Genomic DNA, 23,201 nt, shown 5'->3' with positions numbered 1-23,201 from the left:
CCCGCATCCCTCTTCTCAGCAGGCAGCTCAGCTTCGCGCCGCGCGCGCCCGTGCCCGCTCCTCCTTCGCCGCCATCTCGTCGAGCGCGGATTCCTTGAGGCCCTGGATGTCCACGGCCGTGCTCTCGTCCGCCATGCCGTGGTCATCCACGCCGTCGAGCGAGGACTCCTCGAACGGCAGCGCGCCGCTCAGCACCTGCTGCACGCGTTCGCGATCGATCTGGCGCGTCCAGGTGCCGATGAGCAGCGTCGCCACCGCGTTGCCGGTGAAGTTCGTCAGGGCCCGTCCCTCCGACATGAACCGGTCGATGCCCACGATCACGCCGACGCCGTCGACCAGGTCGGGACGGTAAGCCTGCAGCCCGCCGGCGAGAGTGGCGAGTCCGGCTCCGGTGACACCGGCGGCCCCCTTGCTGGCGATGATCATGAAGACGAGCAAGCCGATCTGCTCACCGATCGTCATCGGCTGCCCCATGCCGGTCGCGATGAAGAGCGACGCCATCGTGAGGTAGATCGCCGTGCCGTCGAGGTTGAACGAGTACCCGGTGGGGACCGTGATGCCGACGACGGGCTTGGATACCCCGATGTGCTCCATCTTCGCGATCAGACGCGGAAGGGCGGACTCAGATGACGAGGTGCCGACGATCAGCAGGTACTCGCGGGCGAGGTACTTCACCAGGCTGAAGATGTTGACCCGGGTGACGGCGAAGAGCAGGGTTCCGAGCACGACCACGATGAACAGGATGCAGGTGATGTAGAACGCGACCATCAGCACGCCGAGGCTCCAGATCGCGGCGATGCCCGTCTTGCCGACGACCGCGGCGATGGCTCCGAACGCGCCGAGCGGTGCAAGCCACAAGATCATGCCCAGGATGCGGAAGACCAGCTTCTGGAGGTTCTTGACCGCATCCATGATCGGGGCGCCCTTTTCGCCGAGTCCCTGGAGCGCGAACCCGACGAGCAGCGCGATGAACAGAACCTGCAGCACGCTCTCGCCCGTGAAGGCGGAGAAGAACGTCGTCGGGATGATGCCCAGGATGAACTCCGTGGTGGTCTTCGCCTCGGTCGCTGTCGCGTCATAGCTGGAGTTCGCCATATCGAGGCCCGCACCGGGGTGGATGATGTTGCCGACCACCAGGCCGATCGCCAGCGCGAACGTCGACATGACCATGAAGTAGAGCAGCGCGAGTCCGCCGATCTTGCCGACGGTCGCTGCCTTGGCGATCGAGCCGACGCCCACCACGATCGTGCAGAAGATGATCGGCGCGATCATCATCTTGATGAGAGAGACGAAGCCCTTGCCGATCGGTTCGAGGCTCTGTCCGACCTCGGGCCAGATGAGGCCGACCGCGGCTCCGAGCACGACGGCGATGATCACCGACACGTACAGCCACGTGTGCCTGTCCCATGCCTGCTTGCCGCGCCGCCAATGGAATCCGGGAAGCGAGAACCCTGTCGTGATGGCCATGTTTTCCTCCTTGATCATGAACGTCTTCGTCTCATGCCCTCGGGCGCCCTCGCCTTCGGTAAGCTCACCGTCGCGGACATCACTCGGCAAAGCCATTTGTGGTCGTATTGGTCATTACCGATATGCCGGACTCCGCGATCACCGTCGATCGGAAGGACGCGATGAGACCTGCCCGCAGCATCGCCTCACGGGTGTTCGCCGTGCTCCTCGTCGCCGCGCTCGTCGTGGGAGCTCTGGTCGCCGTCTTCCTCGTGATCGATGCGCAACGCGCCACGCATGCCGAGGCCGAGCGCGTCACGGCGGCGACAGCAGTGACTCTCGCCGTGTCACCGCTCGTGATCGACACCCTCGAGGCCGGCGATGCCGCAACGGCCACGCAGACCCTCGAGCCCTATGCGCTCGATGTGATCTCGGACGCGGATCTCGACTTCGTGACGATCATGACGCCTGACGGCACCCGCGTGACCCACCCTGACATCGAGCAGATCGGGGCGAGATACCTCGGCACCATCCCCGACACGCCTCGAACCTTCACCGAGGTGTTCACCGGCACTCTCGGGCCCTCGGTGCGAACCATCGTTCCGGTACTCGCCTCCGATGGCGAACCGGTGGGCTGGGTCTCGGCCGGCGTGACGACCGAGACCATCTCCGACACCCTGATCCGTCGTCTCCCCCTGTCACTCGGCATCACCGTCGGCCTCATCGCTCTCGGTGCGCTCGGCGCGTGGATCGCTCGCCGGTTCACGCGCGGTATCGCAGGAGACCTGCCGCCGGGTCAGGTGAGGGACGCCGTGTCGTCATACGAATCCCTGCGCACTCTGGGCGACGCGCTGCGCGCTCAGACGCACGAGCACGGCAATCGCATGCACACGGCGGTCGCGCTTCTCGAGCTCGGCCGTAGCGAGGAGGCGATCGACATCCTGACCGAGACCTCGCGCCAGAGTCAGTCGCTCGTCGATCAGGTCACCGCACGACAGGCCGGCGATCCCGCCGTCGGTGCCCTGCTTCTCGGCAAGGCGTCGCAGGCCAGGGAGCGCGGGATCGACTGGCGGGTGAGCATCGACCCGGACACTCCCGCCTCCCCGCTCTCCCCTGTCGACAGCGTCGCCGTGCTCGGCAACCTGATCGACAACGCCATGGATGCCGCCGCCGCCGGCGCCGAGCGCTGGGTGGGGGTCTCGCTGCGCCCCTCGAAGAACGGCGGAATCGTCCTCGAGGTCTCCGACGGCGGTGACGGCATACCCTCCGACCTGCGCGAGCGCGTCTTCACCCAGGGCTTCTCGACCAAGCCTGCAAACAACCACGGGCGCGGAGTCGGGCTCGCTCTCGTCCGCGCGGTGGCGGCCGGGGTGGGCGGCACTGTGGAGCTCTCCGCTCATCCGACCACGTTCACCGTCACCCTCCCGCCGACGAGAGGACGCAGGAGCCCATGATCCGCACGCTGATCGTCGATGACGACGCTCTGACACTCGAGCTCCACCGCTCGTACCTCGAGAGGATCGACGGCTTCATCGTGGGCGGCGAGTGCACCGGCGCCAGGGCCGCATTGACCGCCGTGCTCGATCAGCCGCACGACGAGCCGTTCGACCTGGTCCTTCTCGACATCACGATGCCCGACGGCTCCGGCATCGATGTGCTCCGAGGGCTGCGTTCCCGACACGCTGCCGTCGATGTGATCGCGATCACCGGCGTGCGCGATGCGGACACCGTCCGGCAGATGGCAGCTCTCGGCGTCTACCAGTACCTCGTCAAGCCGTTCCCCTTCGCGGTGTTCCACGAGCGTCTCACCGCGTATCGCATCCATCGGGAGCAGGCACGGTCGACGGCCGGAGAGGCGACCCAGGCGGAGATCGATGCGCTTCTCGGGCGCACGACGGGGACGATCCCGATTCCCAAAGGGCTGTCGACCGCGACGCTGCAGAAGGTGACGACAGAGCTGCGCTCCTCCAGCGCCGCGGTCTCGGCGAGCGAGGCCGCCGCGCGACTCGGGATGTCACGCGTGTCCGTGCGGAGGTACCTGGAGCATCTCACCGATTCGGGCATCATCACGCGCAGCGCTCGCTACGGCGCACGTGGACGCCCGGAGACGGAGTACCGCTGGACGAGACGCGTCGACGGAGACGAATGATGCCGGCGCGGCACCCCCGCCCATCCCGATCGTTCGAACGACGCGGATCCTTTCCGCTGGATGCGGCCCGGTCTCAGCCCGGTGTCAGCGCGGGAGCCGCCCCTCGTGGATCAGCGAGTCGGGGTCGGCGGCGGCCCTGATGGTGCGAAGACGATCGATCGCCGTCGGGTCACCGCAGCGCTCGAGGGTCTCATCCGGACCCAGGAACGTCGGGATCGTGCACGGGGCGATCGCGTGCGCCAGCACCTCACGGAAGCCCGCCATGCTCGCCTCCCCCGGTTCGCTCGGCACCCCGGGGAAGACGGGCACCAGGGCGTGGAGCAGCCAGCCGACGCCCTGAAGTGTCGCGAATCCGGCGCGTCGAGGATCGTTCAGCGCGCCACCGAGCATCCGGATGTCGATGCCCATGATCGGCCACTGATCCGGCAGCTCGCGGAACCGCAAGAGATCGTCGATCGTCGCGTCGTCGAGCGACGAGAGCGCAGCAGACACGCCTTTGCCCGGCGTCGGTTCGCTGGGTTCGCCGCTCGACGCCGCGACGGTCTTCGGCGATGTGGCCCCCGACATCTCACGACGGACCGTGCCTGCTCGCCGCACCCGCTCGAACAGCTCATCGGCGGATCCGACCGTGGACAGCGCCCGCACGCTGAGGAAGCTGCGTCCGCGGATCTCCTCGGGAAGCTGCGGAGCGTCGGGCATACGCATCGAATTCACGAACACGTTGAGCGATGCCGGGGCCTCTGCGGACAGATCGCGGACGGCCCGCAGCACCGACCCGGCGTCTGCGGCGTCGAAAGTGAGTTCGGTTCCCCACAGCGACGGCGCGGGAACCAGGTCGATCTCGAGGGCCGTCACGATTCCGACGACGCCGCCCGCTCCGCGAAGCGCCCACATCATCTCCGGGTCGCTCTCGTCGTCGACCCGATCATGGGTCCCGTCGCTCCGCAGCACCCACGCGGCCCTGAGGTTGTCCGACCCGAGTCCTGCTGTGCGACTGAACCAGGAATGGCCGCCGCCCAGGGTGTACCCCGCGACGGCGACGACCGGGCTCGTGCCGGCAGGAGCCACCCAGCCCGTTCCTTCGAGCGCCTCGACGACGGCGCCCCAGCGGACTCCGCTGCCGACGCGGACCACCCCCGAACCGAGGTCGATCGACAGCTCGTCGAAGGCCGCCATTCGGACGATGACGGCGTCGGCCAGGTCTCCGCCGGCGCCGTGCCCGGTGGGCTGGACCGCGAGCGTCACGCCCGCGTCGCCAGCGGCGTCGAGAAGAGCGCGCAGATCGCGCAGATCGGCCGGTGCGGCCACGCCCGCCGGATGCTGTTCGATCGCCAGGTTCCACGGACGACGCGCCGCGTCGAAGGATTCGTCGCCCGGGAGGACGAGAGCGCCGCGCAGGGCATGCCGCGCGGATTCGAGGACAGAGCGAAGGGCCATGAGGTCACCGTACGACTCCCTTCGGACATCGTCTACGGCCTCATGGCCCTGCGCTCATTCCCGGTCGTGCCGGGGATGGATCACTCGCCGGCGAGACCGCCGAGCATGTGGCCGAACGAACGGCCCTCTCCGAGATACGTCGCCGGGTCGTACGGGTCGGCGGCCGCAGCCACCTCGCGCTTCGCGATCGCCTCAGCCAGCTCGCGAGCGCCCTTCTCGACGCGCTTGGCCAGAGGCGCGACGTCGTCGCCGCCCCCGCCCCAGTCGCTCGACGCCGCGAACACACCGGTCGAGACGGCGTCGGCATGCAGGTAGGCGAAGAGCGGACGGATGGCGTAGTCGATGGCGAGCGAGTGCCGAGCCGTGCCGGCGTTCGCTCCGATCAGCACCGGCTTGCCCGTGAGCGCGTCGGGATCGAGCACGTCGATGAACGACTTGAAGAGCCCGTTGTAGCTCGTCGAGAAGATCGGCGTGACGGCGATGAGCGCGTCCGCCGACACCACTGTGTTGATCGCGGTCTCGAGCGCGGGCGGTGCGAATCCGGTGAGCAGGTTGTTCGTGATGTCGTGGGCGTAGTCGCGCAGCTCGATCACGTCGACGCTCGCCTCGATGTCGTGCCCCGCGAGGGCCTTCACGGTCTCGGCCGCGAGGCGATCCGCGAGCATGCGCGTGGAAGACGGGTTCGAGAGCCCGGCAGACACGACGGCGATACGACGAGTGGTCATCTCAGGCCCCCTTCCGGCTGAGTCCGAACGCGGCTCCCGCCGGAGCGGGAGAGTCCTGATAGGGCGAATCCCCCGTCAGGTTGTCACCGCGGTTCGCACCCGGACGAGCCTGACGCGTCGGTCCGTCGCCGAACTCGGCCCTCACCCGTGCGGCATGGGTCGGAGCATCCGGCACGCCGGCCGGACGATCCTTCGCCAGCTCCTTGCGCAGCACGGGCACGACCTCGGAACCGAGGATGTCCAGCTGCTCGAGGACGGTCTTCAGCGGAAGGCCCGCGTGGTCGATCAGGAACAGCTGACGCTGGTAGTCGCCGTAGTGCTCGCGCATGGCGGCATAGCGGTCGATGACCTGCTGAGGCGAGCCCACCGTCAGCGGGGTCATCTCGGTGAAGTCCTCCATGCTCGGTCCGTGACCGTACACAGGGGCATTGTCGAAGTAGGGGCGGAACTGATTCACGGCATCCTGCGACTTCGCCGCCATGAACACCTGGCCACCGAGGCCGACGATCGCCTGTTCGGGTGTCCCGTGTCCGTAGTGCGCGTAGCGCTGGCGGTACAGCTCGATCAGGCGCTGGTAGTGCTCCTTGGGCCAGAAGATGTTGTTCGCGAAGAAGCCGTCGCCGTAGTACGCGGCCTGCTCGGCGATCTCCGGGGTGCGGATCGATCCGTGCCACACGAACGGCGCGACTCCGTCGAGCGGACGAGGCGTCGAGGTGAAGCCCTGCAGCGGGGTGCGGAACTTGCCCTCCCAGTTCACGACGTCCTCACGCCACAGCTTGTGCAGCAGGGCGTAGTTCTCGATCGCGAGCGGAAGCCCCTGACGGATGTCCTGACCGAACCAGGGGTACACCGGACCCGTGTTGCCGCGGCCGAGCATGAGGTCCATGCGTCCGTCCGAGACGTGCTGCAGCATCGCGTATTCCTCGGCGATGCGCACCGGGTCGTTGGTCGTGATCAGGGTGGTCGACGTCGAGACGATCAGACGCTCGGTCTGAGCCGCGAGGGCGGCGAGGAACGTCGTGGGGCTCGAGGACCAGAACGGAGGGTTGTGGTGCTCGCCGATCGCGAAGACGTCGAGGCCGACCTCCTCGCTGTGCTTGGCGATCGCGAGGGTCCCCTTGATCCGCTCCTGCTCACTCGGCGTCTCGCCGGTGGTCGGGTCGCGGGTGATGTCGCTGACCGACATGATGCCGAACTGCACCGGGACGCCTGCCTGCTCACTCATGATTGCTCCGTCTTCTCCGAATCGGGTGCCCTGCATCCGGTTCTATTCATTTGAATGTATCTGAGTCAACGCGATGCGAGCAACTTTATTCCCCGAGTAGCCTCAGAGCATGCACAGCGACGGATCCGCCCTGACGAGCCCCGCCACCGGCCCCGTCCAGAAGCCCCGCAAGCGCGTGCCATTTTGGGACAACGCGCGATATGCGTGCATCGTCCTCGTGGTGCTCGGCCACGCGATCCAGCGCCTCACCTACGACTCCGACATCGCGCTCGCGGCGTATCTCGCCCTCTACGCCTTCCACATGCCGGCGTTCGCGATCATCTCGGGCTACTTCTCGAAGTCCGGTTCCCCGACGCGTGTGCAGATGGCCAGGGTGATCACCGACATCCTGCTGCCCTACGTGATCTTCGAGTTCCTGTGGACCCTCACGAAATGGCTGGTCGAGGGTCAGGCCGACCCGAACTTCACCAAACCGTCCTGGACCCTCTGGTTCCTCCTGGCGCTCGGCATCTTCCGCCTCGTCCTCCCCTACCTCGCGCTGCTGCGGTGGCCGCTGCTGTGGACCGTCATCATCTCGATCGGCGTGGGCTATCTGCCCAACGTCGACAGCACGTTCTCGCTCTCGCGGACCCTGGGCCTTCTGCCCTTCTTCGCACTCGGCTGGTGGCTGCGCGAACGCGACGTCGTCACTCGCTTCCGCCTCCTCGAGATCCGCCCGTGGTGGATCCGCGTCGTCAGCGTCGTACTCCTCGCCGCGGCAGGGTTCTCGGCCTGGCGGTGGATCGATGTCTGGAAGGAGCTCGATCTGCGCCACTGGCTGTTCTACGAGGACGCGTACGCGGACCTCGGCGGAGAGCAGTGGTGGGCCGGCGGTGTGCGCGTCGCACTCATGCTGATGGCAGTGATCCTGAGCGCCGCCTTCTTCGCTCTGATCCCCCGCGGAACCTACTGGTGGACGAAGTTCGGCCAGTACACGATGTACGTGTTCCTGCTCCACTCGTTCGTGCTGTACCCCTTCCGCGAGACCGGGGTGCTGCGCGACCTCGACCCGACGTGGCTGTGGCTGCCGCTCGTGACGCTGCTGTCGGTGGTGCTGGCTCTCGCGCTCGCCACCAAGCCCGTGCGCTGGCTCTTCCGCCCGCTGGTGGAGCCCCGCCCGTCCTGGCTCTTCCGAGACCCCGAGCTGGCTCGACGCGAGGGCCACCGCAGCGACCCGACCGGCTCTCGTCGGCCCCGTCAGGGCGCAGCGGCTAGCCTGAAGGAGTGACGAGAGCCGAGATGATCCGCGACCGCCTCGTGGACCATGCGGACTCGTCGGGGTTCGGGGCTCACGGGCTCCACGTGCTCGTGGGTGACGACGTCGCCGAGCACCGGTGGACTGCCGACGTCCGCGAGGAGATCCACTCGGTTGCGAAGGGCGTGTGCGTCCTCGCGGCCGGAATCGCTGCCGCCGACGATCTCATCTCGCTCGATGCCCCGATCGCAGAGTACGTGCCGGACCTCACCTTCGGAGACGGCGTCGAGCACCTCACGCTGCGACGACTGCTCTCGATGTCGAGCGGAGTCGATCTCGCCTGGTCGGAGACCATGATGACGGACTGGCCCGATCTCGCACGAGAGTTCCTCTCGCGCCCGTCTCGCGGTCACGTCTTCCAGTACTCCAACGCCAGCACGTACGCGGCGATGATGATCCTGGCCACGCGGACCGGTGACGTCGTCGAGTATCTGCGCCCCCGGCTGCTCGCGCCTCTGGGCTTCGACGACCTCGAGTGGGAGCGGTGCCCGCAGGGACGCATCGTCGCGGGAGGCGGCATCGCACTGCGCACGGAGGAGATGGCGCGCCTCGGTCGGCTGATCCGCGACCGTGGCGAATGGCAGGGCCGACGACTCGTGCCGACCGAGATCATCGACGCGATGCACTCCGACTGGGTGGTCGCCGGTGAGAATGCCGGTTACGAGCGCTATGCGCTCGCGGGGTGGGACGGCCCGGGCCAGGTGTGGCGCCTGCACGGGGCATACGGACAGCTGCTGATATTCGGTGAGGATGCCGTCGTCACGATCACAGCCGACGACCATTTCGGCGCGGATGCCTACGCGACGTTCGTCGCGGAGACGCTGCGCTCCTGACCCTCGACCGGCATCAGGCGAAGAGGTCGGCGCCGACGAACGAGCCCGGCTTCGAGCCTCCGGGGACCGCCCAGATCCCTGACCCGACATGCGTGACGTACTCGTTCATCCGATCCGTCGACAGCCGGCGCTGCAGCGAGACGAACTGTGCGGGATCCCGCTGGTACGACAGGAAGAAGAGCCCCGCGTCCAGCCGTCCGAGATCGTTGTTGCCGTTGACGTAGTTGAATCCTCGCCGCAGGATCCGGATGCCGTCGTTCTGGTCCGGATGCGCGAGACGCACGTGCGCGTTCTGATCGATGGCCGACGTACCGAAATCCGGCGCCGCGAACTCGTCGCCGCCGGAGAGCGGAGCGCCCTCGCCCTTGTCGCGCCCGATGATGGTGTTCTGCTCGGAGAGCCGCACGCGGTCCCAGGTCTCGATCCGCATCGCGATCTTGCGCGCCACGAGGTACGACCCGCCGACCATCCACTCGGGCCTGTCATCGGGGCCGAGCCACACGTTCTCGTCGAGGGCGACGGAGTCATCGGCGAGGATGTTCGCGGTCCCGTCCTTGAAGCCGAACAGGTTGCGGGGCGTCGCCTGCGCCGACGTCGTGCGGGACGTCTTGCCGAACCCGAGCTGGGACCAGCGCAGCTTGGCACGACCGAAGGCGATGCGGCTCAGGTTGCGGATCGCGTGCACGGCGACCTGGGGGTCGTCGGCGCACGCCTGGATGCAGAGATCGCCGTGCGAGGTCTGCGGGTCGAGATCGTCGCCGAGGAAGGCGGGAAGCCTCTCGAGCCGCTCGGGACGCAGGGAGGCGATGCCGTACCGGTCGCCCTCGTCGTTCTCGAACAGGGTCGGGCCGAAGCCGAACGTGATCGTGAGGCCGGCTGCCGTCAGCCCGAGAGCCTCGCCCGTGTCATCCGGCGGCACCTCCGCATCGCCCCCGACAGCGCCGGTGGCACTCACCTCGAGCCCCTGCGTCATCCGCGAGGCGGCATAAGTCCAATCCTGCAGCAGCGAGACCAGGTCTTCGCGGTCGGTGCGAGGCATCATGTCGAAGGAGGCGAAATGCAGATGCTCCTGCACGGGCGTCGTGATTCCCGCCTGATGGGCGCCGAAGAAGTCGTACGCACGCTGGGCGTCCGCTTCTGCTCTCGCGCGTCCGAGCGCGACTCCCCCCGACAGTCCGGCGCCGACTCCGACGGCGAGGGACGCGACGCCGCCGCCGAGTGCCAGTCCGAGGAGTCCGCGCCGGCTGAGACCCGTGGCCGAGGATGCCGCGGCCGCCGACTCCGGGAGGGAGTCGGCAGCTGCAGCGTCCTTCGCGCTGTCGTTCATGTGCGAGACCGTGTCCGTCGGATCAGTCGAGGACGGTGCCGGTGAGCTGCGAGAGCGGCTCTGCGAGGGCGTTGATGAGATCGGTGAACTCGCGCTTGTCCGCATCGGTGAGCTCGGCGTAGCCGACGAAGCCGTCGGAGAGCGAGCCGTGCGCCGCGAGGGATTCCTCGAGAGCGGAGTATCCGCCTTCGATCTCGGTCACGAGCTCCGCGCCTTCATCCCCCTGTGCCGTGGCGAAATCCTGAACGAGCGAGAACGCCATCTTCGACCCCTCGACGTTCGCGGCGAAGTCGTACAGGTCGGTGCCGGACCACCAGTCCTCCTCGCCGGAGATCTTGCCCGTCGCCACTTCGTCGAGCAGCGCGATCGCGCCGTTCGAGATGCCGCCGATCCCCTGGTCGTCGAGAGCCGCGGTGAAGTCGTCCGAGTGCACGTAGTCGTAGAGCTCCTGCACGTCGGCGATCAGCTGGTCGCCGTACTCGGCGCGCTCCTCCGTCGTCGACGGTGCCCAGTCCTGCCATGCGGGCGTCTCGCCGTCGGCGTTGAGGGCGTCCTGCGCCGGCACCCAGAGGTCCTTCTCGATGCGGTGGAAGCCCGTCCAGTCGAGGCCCTCCGCCACAGCGTCGACCTCGCGGTAGTCGATGCGGGGGTCGAGCGTCCCGAGCGCTTCGGCGACGGGCTCGATGCGCTCGTAGAACGCGCGCGTCTGGGGGAACAGCGCTCGCGCGGCCTCATCATCGCCGGACTCATAGGCGGTGACGAACTCGTCGACCGACGTAACCAGCTGACCGACCTGGTCCTTGACGAAGGCGGCGTAGAGGTCGACGGCCTGCTGCTTCTGATCGGCATCCTCGCCGTCGACCGCGACCCGGTCGCCGGTCACGGTGAACGCGGACTTGCCGACCCCCTCGCCGATCATGCCCGGCTTGCACAGCGTGAAGTACTCCCCCGGCTGAGCCACCACCGTGAGGGTCCGCGACGCTGAGGGCGCGATGTTCTCGACCTCGCCGACGATGCGGAGGCCGTCTTCTGCGAGCAGATAGAACTCCGAGGTCTGCGCGCTGTCGTTCTTCACATCGAACGTGAGTGTGCCGCTCTTGGCGGTCGCAGCCGAGACGGCGCACGCCGAGTCGGTCGACGAGACGTCGAAGGATGCACCCGCGGCGACATCGCTCTTGGCGACGCACCCGCTGAGGACGAGTGCTGCCGCGCCTGCTGCGGCGACGGCACCGAGGATTCGGCGAGAGGTGGTCATGCTGCTCCTTGCTGGGTGAGAGTGGATGCCGACGTGTCCCGGCCAGGGGACGTCTGCACATGTGGGGAGGCGGACCGGCGTGACCGGAGCCCCCGGATGAAGAAGAGCCCGACGACGACGATGTACACGGTCCAAGCCGTGACCTGGAGCCACGTCATCCGTGGCATGAAGCCGACGGTCGCCTGCAGGATGGTCGCCCAGGCACTGTCGGGCGCGATCACGTTCGTGACATCGAAGGCCCAGCCGAAGGGGAATGCCACCCAGCCGAGAGCGACCGCCCCGGTGGCCGCGTCGATCGGTGCCGCCGCGGTGAACGGTCCCGGCAACGCGCCGGCCTCCTGGAGGTCCATGATCGCGTAGGCGAGCACCCCGGCTGCGACGATGACGAGGAACCCACTGGTCCAGGTGAAGAACCGGCGAAGGTCGAGCCGGACGGCGCCGCGGGCGAGCGCCCAGCCGATCACCACGGCGGCGAGAAGCCCGAGCACCGCGCCGAGCAGCGCCGACGGAGCATCGCCGAAGGACTGCACCATCGACCACAGCAGAAGAGTCGTCTCGATCCCCTCGCGTGCCACCGAAACGAAGCCGATCGCGATCAGCGCCCAGACGCCGCCCTGTGTGAGCGCGCGGTCGAGTCCGCCCTCGAGGGTCGCCTTCATCGTGCGCCCGGCCTTCTGCATCCAGAAGATCATCCAGGTCACCATGCCCACCGCGAGCAGCGACAGCAGTCCGCCGATCAGCTCCTGAGCCTCGAAGGTCAGCGAGTACGCACCGAAGGTCAGGACGGCCCCGATGCCGAGTGCGAGGGCGATTGCCAGGCCGACCCCCGCCCAGAGCCTGGGCAACGCGTCACCGCGACCGAGCCTGCGCAGGTAGGCGACGAGGATGCCGACGACAATCGCGGCTTCGAGGCCTTCACGAAGACCGATGAGAAAAGTGGCGAGCACGGAGGGAACTCTCTGGGAAAGACTGAGGTAAGGCATCCCTTACTTCAGAGACATTAGCACCCCTTCCGCTCGGGCCTCGCACGCACGCGATCGCCTCTCGGTAATTCGGCGCAACACTGAACCGCACTCGCCCAGACCCGATCTACGCTCGGTGAATGGCTGATCTCTCGCTTCCCATCCTCGACCTGTCCCAGCTCGATGCCGGTCCCGAAGCCGCTGCTCGGTTCCGCGACGACCTTCGCGCGGCCACGCACGACGTGGGCTTCTTCTATCTCACCGGCACAGGCGTCTCCCCCGAGCTGGAGGCGAGGTTGCACCGCGCGGCGCTCGATTTCTTCGCGCTGCCCGACGACGAGAAGCTCGCGATCGAGAACGTCAAGAGTCCTCATTTCCGCGGGTACACGCGGGTCGGCGGCGAGCGGACGCAGGGCAAGGTCGATTGGCGCGAGCAGATCGACATCGGCCCCGAGCGCGAGCCTGTCGAGGGCGGTCCGGCCTTCAATCGACTCGTCGGCCCGAACCTGTGGCCCGCCGCACAGCCCGAGCTCAAAGCGGTGATCACCGAGTGGCACGACACGCTGACAGAGGTCGCCCGCAAGCTCCTGCGCGCCTGGGCCGTCACGCTCGGGGCGGACGAGTCGTACTTCGACGAGCCCTTCCGTGATCCGTCGACGCTGATCAAGATCGTCCGCTACCCCGGCACCCACGAACCCGAGCCGCAGCAGGGCGTCGGAGCGCACAAGGACTCCGGAGTGCTGACCCTGCTCTGGGTCGAGCCCGGCAAGGGCGGCCTGCAGGTCGAACGAGACGGCGAGTGGGTGTCAGCCCCGTCCGTCCCGGGCGCGTTCGTCGTCAACATCGGCGAGCTGCTGGAGTACGCGACCGGCGGCTACCTCAAGGCGACCAACCACCGCGTCATCTCCCCTCGGGCACCCGAAGAGCGCATCTCCATCCCGTTCTTCTTCAACCCCGCGCTCGATCAGCAGCTGCCGCTTCTCGAGCTTCCCGCAGATCTCGCCGCGGCGGCGACCGGCATCACGGAGGACCCGAGCAACCCCATCCATGCCACCTATGGCGAGAACGCCATGAAGTCGCGACTGCGTGCGCACCCCGACGTGGCTGCGATCCACCACCCCGACCTGGTCGGCACGAACGCCTGACCCGGGGAGGCGCCGCACGCCTCCCCCCGAACATGACGAAGGCCGCCCCACACCTGGGGCGGCCTTCTCAAGAATGTTCTGCGCGATTGTACGCTGGCTCGCTCCGCGTTATCGGCGGAGACCCAGGCGTGCGATCAGCGAGCGGTAACGCTCGATGTCGACGCTCTGGAGGTAGCCGAGCAGACGACGGCGCTGACCCACGAGCAGGAACAGGCCACGACGCGAGTGGTGGTCGTGCTTGTGCTCCTTCAGGTGCTCCGTGAGGTCCTTGATGCGCTGCGTCAGCATCGCGGCCTGCACCTCGGGGGATCCGGTGTCACCGGGGTGCGTCGCGTACTCTTCGATGATCGCCTTCTTGACGTCTGCTTCCAGTGCCATAGATTCGATCCCCTCTCTGCTTGTTGCGCGGTGCCCGACGCCTGATGCGTGAGCTCTCTTTATCCGCGGCCGATCAAACGGCAACCTGAAGAGTCTACCAGGACTCGATGCCGCTGGGTGACCGTGCCCACGCCCGCCCGACGGCACCTCGGATACTCTCGAATCATGCATGACGGATACGCGGCGTGAGCGCTGCACGCAGCCATCTGATCGATCTCAGCCCCCTGCGGGCCAGCCCTGCATTCGCACGCATGTGGATCGGCTCGGTGCTCGCGGGGATCGGCGGGCAGCTGACGATCGTCACGGTGATGCTGCACGTCTTCGCGCTCACCGGAAGCACCTTCGCGGTATCGATGATCGCGGTCGCCGGACTCGTCCCCATGATCCTCGCCGGCCTCTACGGCGGGATGCTCGCGGACGCGTTCGACCGCCGCCGCGTGGCGTTGGTCGCGGCCACGGTGACCTTCGCCTCGACCGCGTTGCTCGCCGCGCTCACCTGGACCGGTGCGGAGACGATCTGGTGGCTCTATGTGCTGAGCATCGTCAACTCCGCCGCGAACTCGGTCGGCATGGCCACCCGGACCGCGATCGTGCCACGGCTCATCCCCCGCGACAAGCTGGCCGCCGCGTCCGCGCTCAACGGAGTGGCGTTCGGCCTCACCGTGATGGCCGGCCCCGCGATAGCCGGCATACTCGTCGCGCTGACAGGCTACGGGTGGACTTACACACTCGACGTCATCCTGATGCTGTCGATGTTCCTCGGCCTGTGGAGTCTCCCTCCGCTGCGGCCGGAAGGGGACATCGTGCGGCCGGGGTTCGCATCACTCGTGGACGGGTGGAGGTTCCTGCGCCGCGCGAACAACATCCGAATGCAATACGTGGTCGACATCATCGCCATGACATTCGGGCAGCCCCTCGTGCTCTTCCCCGCACTCGGCACCCTTCTGCTGGGCGGCGGAGCGGTGACCACCGGCATCCTCACCGCAGCCGTCGCCGCGGGCACATTCGCATCGAGCCTCTTCTCCGGTCGGGTCGTGCAGTACCGCTGGCACGGACGCGGCATCGAGCGCGCGGTCGAGGCCTATGGCGCGTCCATCCTGCTCTTCGGCGTGGTCCTGGTCATCGGAGCCGTCTCTGCCGGGGCGACCGAGGCGACGCCGGACGTCGGGCTGATCATCGCCTCGTGCATCGCGCTCGCGCTCTCCGGCGCATCCGACAACATCAGCTCGATCTATCGCAACACGATGATGCAGGCGGCCGTGCCCGACACCATGCGCGGTCGACTGCAGGGGGTCTTCATCATCGTGGTCGCCGGCGGCCCCCGGATCGGCGCCCTCTACGCGGGCACGCTCGCGACCTTCACGACCCTGTGGTTCCCGCCGCTGCTGGGCGGATTGCTGGTGATCACCCTGGTCGCCCTGCTCGCACGGCGCAGCCCGGGATTCCGCGGCTACGACGCAGAGAACCCCGAGCCCTGAGGGCCCGGGGTTCTCGAGATCAGGTGATCAGTCCTGCTGCAGAGCGCCCTGCAGGTCGAGGCTGATCGTGACGTCCTTGCCCACGAGCACGCCGCCGGTCTCGAGCGCGGCGTTCCACGTCAGGCCGAAGTCCTCGCGGTTGATGACCGTCTTGGCCGATGCGCCGGCCTTGTAGTTGCCCCACGGGTCGGAGCCGAAGCCACCGAAGTCGAGCTCGAAGCTGACGGGCTTGGTGATGCCGCGGATCGTCAGGTCGCCGTCGACGAAGAGCTCGCCGTCCTCGGCGCGCGCACCCGTCGACACGAACTCCATCGTGGGGAAGTTCTCGGTGTCGAAGAAGTCGCCGGAGCGCAGGTGCGTGTCGCGCCCCTCGTCCTTGGTGTCGATCGAGGTGACGTCGACGCTCGCCTCGACGCGGGCCTCGAGCGGGTTCTCGGGAGCGATCAGCGTCGCGCTCTTGACGCCGAACGTGCCGCGCACCTTCGAGATCATCATGTGGCGCACGCTGAACGTGACCTCGCTGTGCGACGGGTCGAGCACCCAGGTGCCGGGACGGTAGCCGGGAATGTCGATGCTGGTCATGGTTTCTCCTCTGGAGACATCAGCCGCATGTGTGCGGCAACGGATGAGGGGCCGTGTTCACGGCGTCACGCGTAACAACTTACATGCACATGCATGTATTCCCCTGAATGCGGATATTTCCTCGGGCGACGAAAAGGCGCCGAGCCCGCAGTGGGCCCGGCGCCTTCCGGCGTCAATCGGGTCAGCCGACGGCGACGAGATCGATGATGAAGATGAGGGTCTTGCCCGAGAGGAAGTGGCCTCCTCCGACCGGGCCGTATGCGAGGTGCGGCGGGATGACGAGCTCGCGCCGTCCGCCTTCCTTCATGCCCGGGATGCCGTCCTGCCACCCCTGGATCAGGCCGCGAAGCGGGAACTGGATGGTCTCGCCGCGACCCCACGACGAGTCGAACTCCTCGCCCGATTCGAACTCGACACCGGCGTAGTGCACGGTGACCGTGTCGCCGGGCTTGGCCTCGGCTCCGTCTCCCTCGATGATGTCGCGGATCACGAGCTCCGCGGGGGCGGGTCCGGTGGGGGCGTCGAACTCAGGCTTTGTGCGATCAGTCATGTCCTCCATCAAACCCGAGTCGCACGGCGCGGGTCAACGCGATCGCTCCGCTGAGGGCGAAACGGCGATGCCGCCCGTCGACTGCCCCAAAGCCCTTGACACCCGCGCACACCGGGTGCACCCTGTTTACAGATCAACTCAGCGCCCGGTAGACATGCAGGCATCGCCGCAGCACCGGGCGCTGAGTCTTGGTACGGAACCCGCTTGACGGCTCGAGCATCATGACGCTTGCTGCTCCTGCGCGTAGGCGATCAGCATCGATGCGAGCCCTTCGGGACGGCTGAGGGCGACACAGTGACTCCCCTCGATCTCGTCGGCGACGATGCCCAGGCGCTTCCGGGCGATGTCGCGAAGGAATGCGGGCGGGAAGAATCTGTCCTCCGTGCAGACGACGAACCGAGTGGGAACAGAGGGCCAGGCCGTGAGCGGCCACGGGACGGCCATTGATGCGACCGACGGATGTGCTCTCTCCCGACCGATCGCCTCGTCGGCGAGCGCTCGCGGCACGTCGTGATAGAAGCCGATGTGCGGATCGTCGTTGCCGGTGAGGCCTCCGTCGCGGGCTGCCTGCGCCGCCACGGCATCCTCGAATCCGGTGTTGGACCACCACTCGTCCGGACGCTCCCCCGGGTCGGGAATCATCGCCGCCAGCATCACGAGCACGTCCGCCGCCAATCTCTCAGCGACGATCGGTGCGGTGAATCCCCCGAACGAATGGCCGACCACGACACCGCCCCGTCTCGCGTCTGCCGCGGCCACGACGGCATCCGCGTAGTCGGTGAGAGTGAGGGACTCGTCATCGCCCGGCAGGTCGGGTGCGATCACCTCATGTCCGCGCTCCCGCAGGACGGCGGCGAGCCGATGCCATGACCACCCCGTGTCTCCTGCTCCGTGCACGAGGATGAAGAGGGCCATGATCAGCGGGTCTCAGTAGGCCAGCAGAGCAGCCCGAGTGGCGCGGGTTCGGGCGAGCAGCGCCTGCTCGTCCGCCGGTGCCATAGGGTCGCGCCCCGTTATCGCGCGCTGACGGACGGATGCCAGCATGGTGGCGTCCTTGATGAACTCGCGCATCAGCGGACGCCGATCGCCCCGAAGCTGCGACGCCCATGCCAGGCCGGTCTTGCGCCCGGCGGGAGTCGCGAGCATCGTGACCTCCTCGGGGGTGAACCACCCGGCGGCCGCGTAATCGCCCAGACGCGCCTTCGTGAGGCGAGACTCCTCGCGCCTCAACGCGATGATCCCCACGATGAACCCCACGAACAGCGGCACCTGGAGGACGAAGTAGAGGAGGAAGAAGTTCGCGAAGGACGATCCGTTCCACAGGCCGTGGAGCACCATCGCCCCCAGCATCCCGAGCAGACCGAACCCGAGTGCGGCCCCTGTCGACGCGTGCCGTCGAGCGGCCAGGCCGATGGCGAGACCCGTCAGCGATGTGAACATCGCGTGGGCGAAGGGCGACATGATCGCCCGAAGGATGAACGTCACCGTCAGCTGCTCGCCGCCGCCCTCGATGAGGCTGATCGCGAAGTACTGGATGTTCTCGGTGAACGCGAAGCCGGCACCGACCAGCGCCCCGTAGACGACCCCGTCGACCGGACCGTCGAACGAGCGACGCGCGATGAGGAAGATCAGGAAGACTCCGAAACCCTTCCAGAACTCCTCGACGATCGGCGCCTGGATGACGGCGCCCGCCACTTCTCCCCGGAACCCCAGCAGCGCGGTCAACCCGAGGTCGACGAGGAGCGTGAGTCCCACGGCGGCGATCGCACCCCAGGCGATCGCGAAGAACACCAGCGACTTGGGCTCGGGTTCCCACCGGTCGATCATACGGACGACGAAGAACACGATGGCGAGCGGGACGAGCGCGAGGACGAGGCCGATGATCGATGCGAGCGGACCCAGGAACAGACCGAAGTAGGCGATGAGCCCGAGCATCAGCAGACCGAGGAAGCCGAACAGCGCGAACAGCGCGACGCGTCCGCCTCGGCGTGGCGCCGGCAGGGCAGGAAGACCGGGGGCAGGCGAGGGTGCGGCCGGAGCGGGAGGCGAATACGGGGTCGGCTGCGCGAGGACCGAGGCGTACTGAGGACGCTGGGAGAACTGCGGCGGGGCGTAGTTCGACTGCGCGTACTGCTGCGCCGAATACTGCGGGGGCTGCGCAGCATACTGCTGGGGATACGTCGGCGGCTGCTGCTGCGCGGGCGGCGGCGTGTACGGCGATGGCTGGGACGGTCCTCCGGAACTCATAGCCAAAGCATATGGCGAACAACCAACTTCGCCCGGGTCTGGCGACTTCCTCCAGGCAATCGAGCCGAGCAGCGGATAGCGTAGGAGCATGCGGTTCGCTCATCTGCGTCGTGCCGACTCTCCCGCTGCGCATCTCGCAGTGGTGGAGGGTGCCGATGCCATCCTCGTCTCCGATCTCCTTCCCGACCCCCCTGCGACGCTTCAGCAGCTGATCGAAGGGGGCGAGCAGACGCTCACCGCTCTTCGCTCGGCCCTCGACGGCGATGCCCCGCGGCACCCGCTCGACGGGTGGAGCTTCGCCTCAGCGGTCATCGCTCCCCCGGCGGTCCTCGCGGTCGGCCTCAACTACGCGGCTCACTCGAGCGAGCTCGGTCTGAAGACCGACGCCGCTCCGACCGTGTTCACCCTGTGGCCGAACTCGCTGACAGGCCACGAGCAGACGACATCGTGGCCGCGTTCGCTGAGCGAGGCTGTGGACTACGAGGCGGAGCTCGGTGTGCTGATCGGCACCCCGGCGAAGGATGTCGCAGAGGCCGACGCGCTCTCGCACGTCTGGGGCTACACCGTCGTGAACGACATCACCGCGCGGAACGTCCAGTTCTCTGAAGCGCAGTGGTCACGGTGCAAGTCGTTCGACGGCTTCACCCCGACCGGTCCCTTCGCCGTCACGGCCGACGAGGTCGCCGACCCGCAGGACCTGCACATCTGGGCGATCGTCGACGGCCAGACCGTCCAGGACGCGAGCACGGATCAGATGGTGCGGTCGGTCGCGAAGCTCATCGCGCATCTCTCGCAGTCCCTGACGCTGCTTCCCGGCACTCTGATCTCCACCGGGAGCCCCGGCGGTGCCGGATACTCTCGAGACCCCCAGATCTTCCTCCGGGATCGTTCGACGGTGACCGTCGGCATCGACGGCATCGGCGAGCTCACCACCCACTGTCGCGTGCTGGACTGATCACCCCCTCACTCTGTGACACGCGGAAGGGCCCCGGCGAGGTGTCGCCGGGGCCCTTCCGTGTGCTCGGAGTCAGATCTCGATGAGGTCCTCGGACCCGATCACCGGGATCGCGGCCGTGATGGCCTCGAGTCCCGACAGACGCGCGGGCGACAACTGCTTGATGACCTCTTCGCGAGACATCAGTCCGGCTTCGACGACCAGGTCGGCGACGTTCCTGTTCGTCAGCAGCGCGGTCTTGGCCAGTGCGGCCGCGGCGGCGTATCCGATGAAGGGCGTGAGTGCTGTGATGACGCCGACCGAGGCGCCGACCATGGCGCCGAGGCGGTCTCGGTTCGCCGTGATGCCATCGACGCAGTTGACGCGCAGCGTCCACATCGCCTGACGCATCCAGGTGATGGACTGGAAGATCGAGTGGGCGATCACGGGCTCGAACGCGTTGAGCTGGAGCTGCCCGGCCTCGGCCGCCATCGTCACCGTCATGTCGGCGCCGGCGACCGCGAACGCCACCTGATTGACGACCTCCGGGATCACCGGGTTCACCTTGCCCGGCATGATGCTGGAACCGGCCTGCATCGCCGGCAGGTTGATCTCGCCGAAGCCCGCCTGCGGACCCGACGACAGCAGTCGCAGGTCGTTGCAGATCTTCGACAGCTTCATGGCGTTGCGCTTCAGGGTCGACGAGAACGACATGAACGAGCCGGTGTCGCTGGTCGCCTCGACGAGGTCGCCGGCCGTCACCAGGTCGAGTCCGGTGATCTCGCGCAGATGCTTCAGCACAGCGGGTGCGTAGTCGACGTGCGTGGTGATGCCGGTGCCGATGGCGGTCGCACCCATGTTGATCTCGAACATCAGCGAGGCGTTCTCGGTGAGGCGCGTGTGATCGTAGCCGAGGGTCGAAGCGAAGCCGTGGAACTCCTGACCCAGAGTCATGGGCACGGCGTCCTGCAGCTGCGTGCGTCCGACCTTGAGCACATCGTGGAACTCGTGCGACTTGTGCAGGAACGAGATGCGCAGCAGATCGAGCTCTTCGAGCAGCGAGCGGAGTGTCAGAGAGAGACCGATCTTGACCGCCGTCGGGTAGACGTCGTTGGTCGACTGACTGCGGTTCGTGTGATCGATCGGCGAGAGGAACGCGTAGTCGCCCTTCTCGCGTCCGGCGAGCTCGAGGGCGATGTTGGTGATGACCTCGTTGGCGTTCATGTTCGTCGACGTGCCGGCACCGCCCTGGATCACACCGACGGTGAACTGATCGTGGAACTCTCCGTCGATGACACGCTGGGCGGCCCGATCGATCAGGTCCGCACGCTCGGGGTCGAGGACGCCGATCTCGCGGTTCGCTCTGGCGCTGGCCTGCTTGACCATCGCGAGTGCGACGACGAGGTCCGGATAGACCGAGATCGGACGCTTGGTGATCGGGAAGTTCGCATCGGCGCGGGCGGTGTGGATCCCCCAGTACGCGTCGGCGGGAATCTCCATGCTCCCGAGCGAATCGGTCTCGGTGCGGGTGGGGGCAGGCGCGGCAGAAGCCATGTCACATCCTTGTGGGTAGTGGCGAGTGTGTGGTGCGGGGGATGCATCCAGTCTACGCCTGCGTGCATGCACGGCCAGGGATACGACGGCGGGTCAGCGTTTGCGAGAGAAAGCCTCGAGACGCTCTGCCGGGCTGAGACGGGCCATTCTCTCCAGCCACGCCATCGAGAAGTGATCGCCGGTCGGCGCGTCGGTCACGGGCACCACGGTGTGGGTGATCGTCTCGGGTCGTACATGCACGATCTGGAACGCCTGCGCCGCATCCATGCCGTTCACATCGGCGGCCGGACGAGCGACATTCATCGTGTAGCAGGTCGCCGAGGACACGCTGACAGGCACGCCCGCGAAGGTGCCGTGCGACGAGTAATGCAGGTGGCCGGCGAGGATACCGCGCACGTCCGTGTCACGAATGACCTCCGCGAGTTCGTCCTGGTGCCGCAGCTCGAGTATGTCGAAGAGCGGAAGGTGGCTCGGGAGCGGCGGGTGGTGCATCGCGAGCAGCGTGCCGTGCGGCGCCGGTTGCTTCAGGATCTCCGCCAGCCATGAGAGCTGGCCGGGGTCCAGGTCGCCGTGATGCCATCCGGGCACACTCGTGTCGAGGGCGATCAGGCGCAGACCGTCGAGGTCCCATTCGCCCGTCACGGGCTCCTCCGTCGCGGGCAGGTCGAGCAGCCCCTCGCGCAGCGCCGGCCGCTCGTCGTGGTTGCCGGCAACCCAGACGACGGTCGTCCCCAGCTCCTGCGCCACGGGCTGGACGGCGCGGCGGAGACGGCGATACGCATCCGGCTCCCCCAGGTCGGCCAGGTCGCCGGTGATGACGATCGCCGACGGGTGCGGGTGCACGGCCCTGATCGCCTCAAGGGTGCGAGCGAAGTTCGACTCGACGTCGTATCGTCCGCCGAGCCGCGCTCCACCCGCGAGGAAGTGCGGGTCGCTCACATGGATGATGACGTGCGAGGCTGGATCATGGCGACCGAAGACGAAGCCGCTGTCGGAAGGCGCTGACATGGTCTCAGCCTAGGCCGCGGCGCGACACCGGACGGGCGACGACTCCACGGCAGCTGTAGTAGTCGCGATAGAGTGCTCGGATGGCGAAGAACGAGACACGGCGACGGATCATCGCGGATGCAGGGCTGACCGTTCTGGCGACCGATGGCTCTCGCGGTCTCACCCACCGAGCCGTGGACATCGTCGCGGGCGTGCCGGTGGGCACCACCTCGAACTACTTCCGCAGCCGAGAGGCGCTCATCGCGGGCCTCGTCGATCGGATCGGCGAGCGTCTCGCCCCCAGCGACGACGACCTCGCACGGCGGTCATCGGAGGAGCCGAGCAGGGAGCTCTTCGCCGAGTACATCCGCGACATCGTGCGTCGCCTCACCGATGACCGCGACGTCACGCTCGCACTGTTCGAGCTGCGGCTCGAGAGCAGCCGCCGCCCCGATGTCGGCGCCCTTCTCGGCGCGTGGCAGCGAGCGGGGTTCGACGCGGACGTCGCTTTCAACGCGGGAGCGGGTCTTCCGGGCGGTCGCCGAGAGATCGCGCTCTTCCACTATGCGATCGACGGCCTGCTGCTCGATCGGCTCACGACCCCGATCGATCCGGACACCACCACCGACGAGATCGTCGACGACCTCGTCGCGGGTCTCCTCCGCTGACGCCCTCCTGGGCAGGACTCCTCGG

At 67.5% G+C, this 23,201-nt stretch carries 22 protein-coding genes; 8 read left to right on the top strand and 14 right to left on the bottom strand.

The window, feature by feature from the left end; all coding sequences use genetic code 11:
• Positions 1-27 precede the first annotated feature (27 nt).
• Complete coding sequence (locus AKG07_RS02500; RefSeq protein WP_053099083.1) at positions 28-1,467, bottom strand: cation:dicarboxylate symporter family transporter; 1,440 nt, start codon at positions 1,465-1,467, stop codon at positions 28-30.
• Positions 1,468-1,628: 161 nt separating this feature from the next.
• On the opposite strand from AKG07_RS02500, the gene AKG07_RS02495 reads away from it, so the two are divergent.
• Together AKG07_RS02495 and AKG07_RS02490 are read left to right on the top strand one after the other, a co-directional pair.
• A complete protein-coding gene (locus AKG07_RS02495; RefSeq protein ID WP_053099082.1) occupies positions 1,629-2,900 on the top strand; it encodes a sensor histidine kinase in 1,272 nt (423 codons plus the stop codon).
• Positions 2,897-3,595, top strand: a complete 699-nt coding sequence (locus tag AKG07_RS02490) for a response regulator (RefSeq protein ID WP_053095815.1) — start codon at positions 2,897-2,899, stop codon at positions 3,593-3,595. Before AKG07_RS02495 ends, AKG07_RS02490 begins: the two co-directional genes overlap by 4 nt.
• Positions 3,596-3,679: 84 nt before the next feature.
• Here the strand turns inward: AKG07_RS02490 and AKG07_RS02485 are convergent, their stop codons facing one another.
• The 3 genes from AKG07_RS02485 to AKG07_RS02475 all read right to left on the bottom strand — a co-directional run bounded on the left by AKG07_RS02485 (position 3,680) and on the right by AKG07_RS02475 (position 6,982).
• Complete coding sequence (locus AKG07_RS02485) at positions 3,680-5,032, bottom strand: FAD-binding oxidoreductase (RefSeq protein WP_053095814.1); 1,353 nt, start codon at positions 5,030-5,032, stop codon at positions 3,680-3,682.
• A gap of 80 nt (positions 5,033-5,112) precedes the next feature.
• Complete coding sequence (locus AKG07_RS02480) at positions 5,113-5,757, bottom strand: FMN reductase (protein WP_053095813.1); 645 nt, start codon at positions 5,755-5,757, stop codon at positions 5,113-5,115.
• Between the two features lies 1 nt (position 5,758).
• Positions 5,759-6,982, bottom strand: a complete 1,224-nt coding sequence (locus tag AKG07_RS02475; protein ID WP_053099081.1) for an LLM class flavin-dependent oxidoreductase — start codon at positions 6,980-6,982, stop codon at positions 5,759-5,761.
• Between the two features lie 109 nt (positions 6,983-7,091).
• Here AKG07_RS02475 and AKG07_RS02470 point away from each other — a divergent pair, with 109 nt between their 5' ends.
• Both AKG07_RS02470 and AKG07_RS02465 read left to right on the top strand, forming a co-directional pair.
• Positions 7,092-8,249, top strand: a complete 1,158-nt coding sequence (locus tag AKG07_RS02470) for an acyltransferase family protein (protein WP_053095812.1) — start codon at positions 7,092-7,094, stop codon at positions 8,247-8,249.
• A complete protein-coding gene (locus AKG07_RS02465; protein WP_082297788.1) occupies positions 8,246-9,109 on the top strand; it encodes a serine hydrolase domain-containing protein in 864 nt (287 codons plus the stop codon). Before AKG07_RS02470 ends, AKG07_RS02465 begins: the two co-directional genes overlap by 4 nt.
• 13 nt (positions 9,110-9,122) lie before the next feature.
• On the opposite strand, the gene efeB is transcribed toward AKG07_RS02465, so the two are convergent.
• The 3 genes from efeB to efeU are packed head-to-tail and all read right to left on the bottom strand — an operon-like array spanning position 9,123 to position 12,638.
• Positions 9,123-10,436 (bottom strand): iron uptake transporter deferrochelatase/peroxidase subunit, encoded by a 1,314-nt coding sequence (gene efeB, locus AKG07_RS02460; RefSeq protein ID WP_053095810.1) that lies wholly within the window; start codon positions 10,434-10,436, stop codon positions 9,123-9,125.
• 22 nt (positions 10,437-10,458) lie between these two features.
• Entirely contained in the window at positions 10,459-11,691 is a 1,233-nt protein-coding gene (gene efeO, locus AKG07_RS02455) for an iron uptake system protein EfeO (protein WP_053095809.1), read from the bottom strand.
• Positions 11,688-12,638: an iron uptake transporter permease EfeU gene (gene efeU / locus AKG07_RS02450; protein ID WP_082297787.1), complete on the bottom strand. Its 951-nt coding sequence runs from the start codon at positions 12,636-12,638 to the stop codon at positions 11,688-11,690. The genes efeO and efeU overlap by 4 nt, the downstream gene beginning before the upstream one ends.
• 155 nt (positions 12,639-12,793) lie before the next feature.
• On the opposite strand from efeU, the gene AKG07_RS02445 reads away from it, so the two are divergent.
• Entirely contained in the window at positions 12,794-13,798 is a 1,005-nt protein-coding gene (locus AKG07_RS02445; protein WP_053095807.1) for an isopenicillin N synthase family dioxygenase, read from the top strand.
• A gap of 108 nt (positions 13,799-13,906) precedes the next feature.
• Here the strand turns inward: AKG07_RS02445 and rpsO are convergent, their stop codons facing one another.
• Complete coding sequence (gene rpsO / locus AKG07_RS02440) at positions 13,907-14,176, bottom strand: 30S ribosomal protein S15 (protein ID WP_017203073.1); 270 nt, start codon at positions 14,174-14,176, stop codon at positions 13,907-13,909.
• Between the two features lie 185 nt (positions 14,177-14,361).
• Here rpsO and AKG07_RS02435 point away from each other — a divergent pair, with 185 nt between their 5' ends.
• The gene (locus AKG07_RS02435) at positions 14,362-15,654 is read left to right on the top strand and encodes an MFS transporter (RefSeq protein WP_053095806.1); all 1,293 of its coding nucleotides are present in this window, start codon (positions 14,362-14,364) and stop codon (positions 15,652-15,654) included.
• Between the two features lie 27 nt (positions 15,655-15,681).
• Here the strand turns inward: AKG07_RS02435 and AKG07_RS02430 are convergent, their stop codons facing one another.
• The 4 genes from AKG07_RS02430 to AKG07_RS02415 all read right to left on the bottom strand — a co-directional run bounded on the left by AKG07_RS02430 (position 15,682) and on the right by AKG07_RS02415 (position 19,033).
• Positions 15,682-16,236 carry a YceI family protein gene (locus AKG07_RS02430; RefSeq protein WP_053095805.1) on the bottom strand — a complete coding sequence of 185 codons (555 nt, stop codon included), beginning with the start codon at positions 16,234-16,236 and terminating at the stop codon, positions 15,682-15,684.
• A 181-nt stretch (positions 16,237-16,417) separates the two neighbouring features.
• Positions 16,418-16,786, bottom strand: coding sequence for an FKBP-type peptidyl-prolyl cis-trans isomerase (locus AKG07_RS02425; RefSeq protein ID WP_053095804.1), 369 nt, complete (start codon positions 16,784-16,786; stop codon positions 16,418-16,420).
• A gap of 219 nt (positions 16,787-17,005) precedes the next feature.
• The gene (locus AKG07_RS02420; protein WP_053095803.1) at positions 17,006-17,701 is read right to left on the bottom strand and encodes an alpha/beta fold hydrolase; all 696 of its coding nucleotides are present in this window, start codon (positions 17,699-17,701) and stop codon (positions 17,006-17,008) included.
• A 12-nt stretch (positions 17,702-17,713) separates the two neighbouring features.
• Complete coding sequence (locus AKG07_RS02415; RefSeq protein WP_082297786.1) at positions 17,714-19,033, bottom strand: PrsW family intramembrane metalloprotease; 1,320 nt, start codon at positions 19,031-19,033, stop codon at positions 17,714-17,716.
• Between the two features lie 88 nt (positions 19,034-19,121).
• On the opposite strand from AKG07_RS02415, the gene AKG07_RS02410 reads away from it, so the two are divergent.
• On the top strand, positions 19,122-19,988 hold the full coding sequence (locus AKG07_RS02410) for a fumarylacetoacetate hydrolase family protein (protein WP_053095802.1): 867 nt from the start codon (positions 19,122-19,124) through the stop codon (positions 19,986-19,988).
• A 72-nt stretch (positions 19,989-20,060) separates the two neighbouring features.
• Here the strand turns inward: AKG07_RS02410 and AKG07_RS02405 are convergent, their stop codons facing one another.
• Complete coding sequence (locus AKG07_RS02405; protein ID WP_053095801.1) at positions 20,061-21,521, bottom strand: aspartate ammonia-lyase; 1,461 nt, start codon at positions 21,519-21,521, stop codon at positions 20,061-20,063.
• Positions 21,522-21,614: 93 nt separating this feature from the next.
• Positions 21,615-22,529 carry a metallophosphoesterase gene (locus tag AKG07_RS02400; RefSeq protein WP_053095800.1) on the bottom strand — a complete coding sequence of 305 codons (915 nt, stop codon included), beginning with the start codon at positions 22,527-22,529 and terminating at the stop codon, positions 21,615-21,617.
• 80 nt (positions 22,530-22,609) lie between these two features.
• Between AKG07_RS02400 and AKG07_RS02395 the strand changes: the two genes are divergently transcribed.
• Complete coding sequence (locus AKG07_RS02395) at positions 22,610-23,176, top strand: TetR/AcrR family transcriptional regulator (protein ID WP_053095799.1); 567 nt, start codon at positions 22,610-22,612, stop codon at positions 23,174-23,176.
• The last annotated feature ends 25 nt before the right edge of the window (positions 23,177-23,201 follow it).

The sequence above is a fragment of the Microbacterium sp. CGR1 genome (genome assembly GCF_001266755.1).
In the GTDB taxonomy this organism is placed as follows: domain Bacteria; phylum Actinomycetota; class Actinomycetes; order Actinomycetales; family Microbacteriaceae; genus Microbacterium.
The sequence above is the reverse complement of the archived record's forward strand: the minus strand, read 5'-3'. Positions and strand labels throughout refer to the sequence as shown.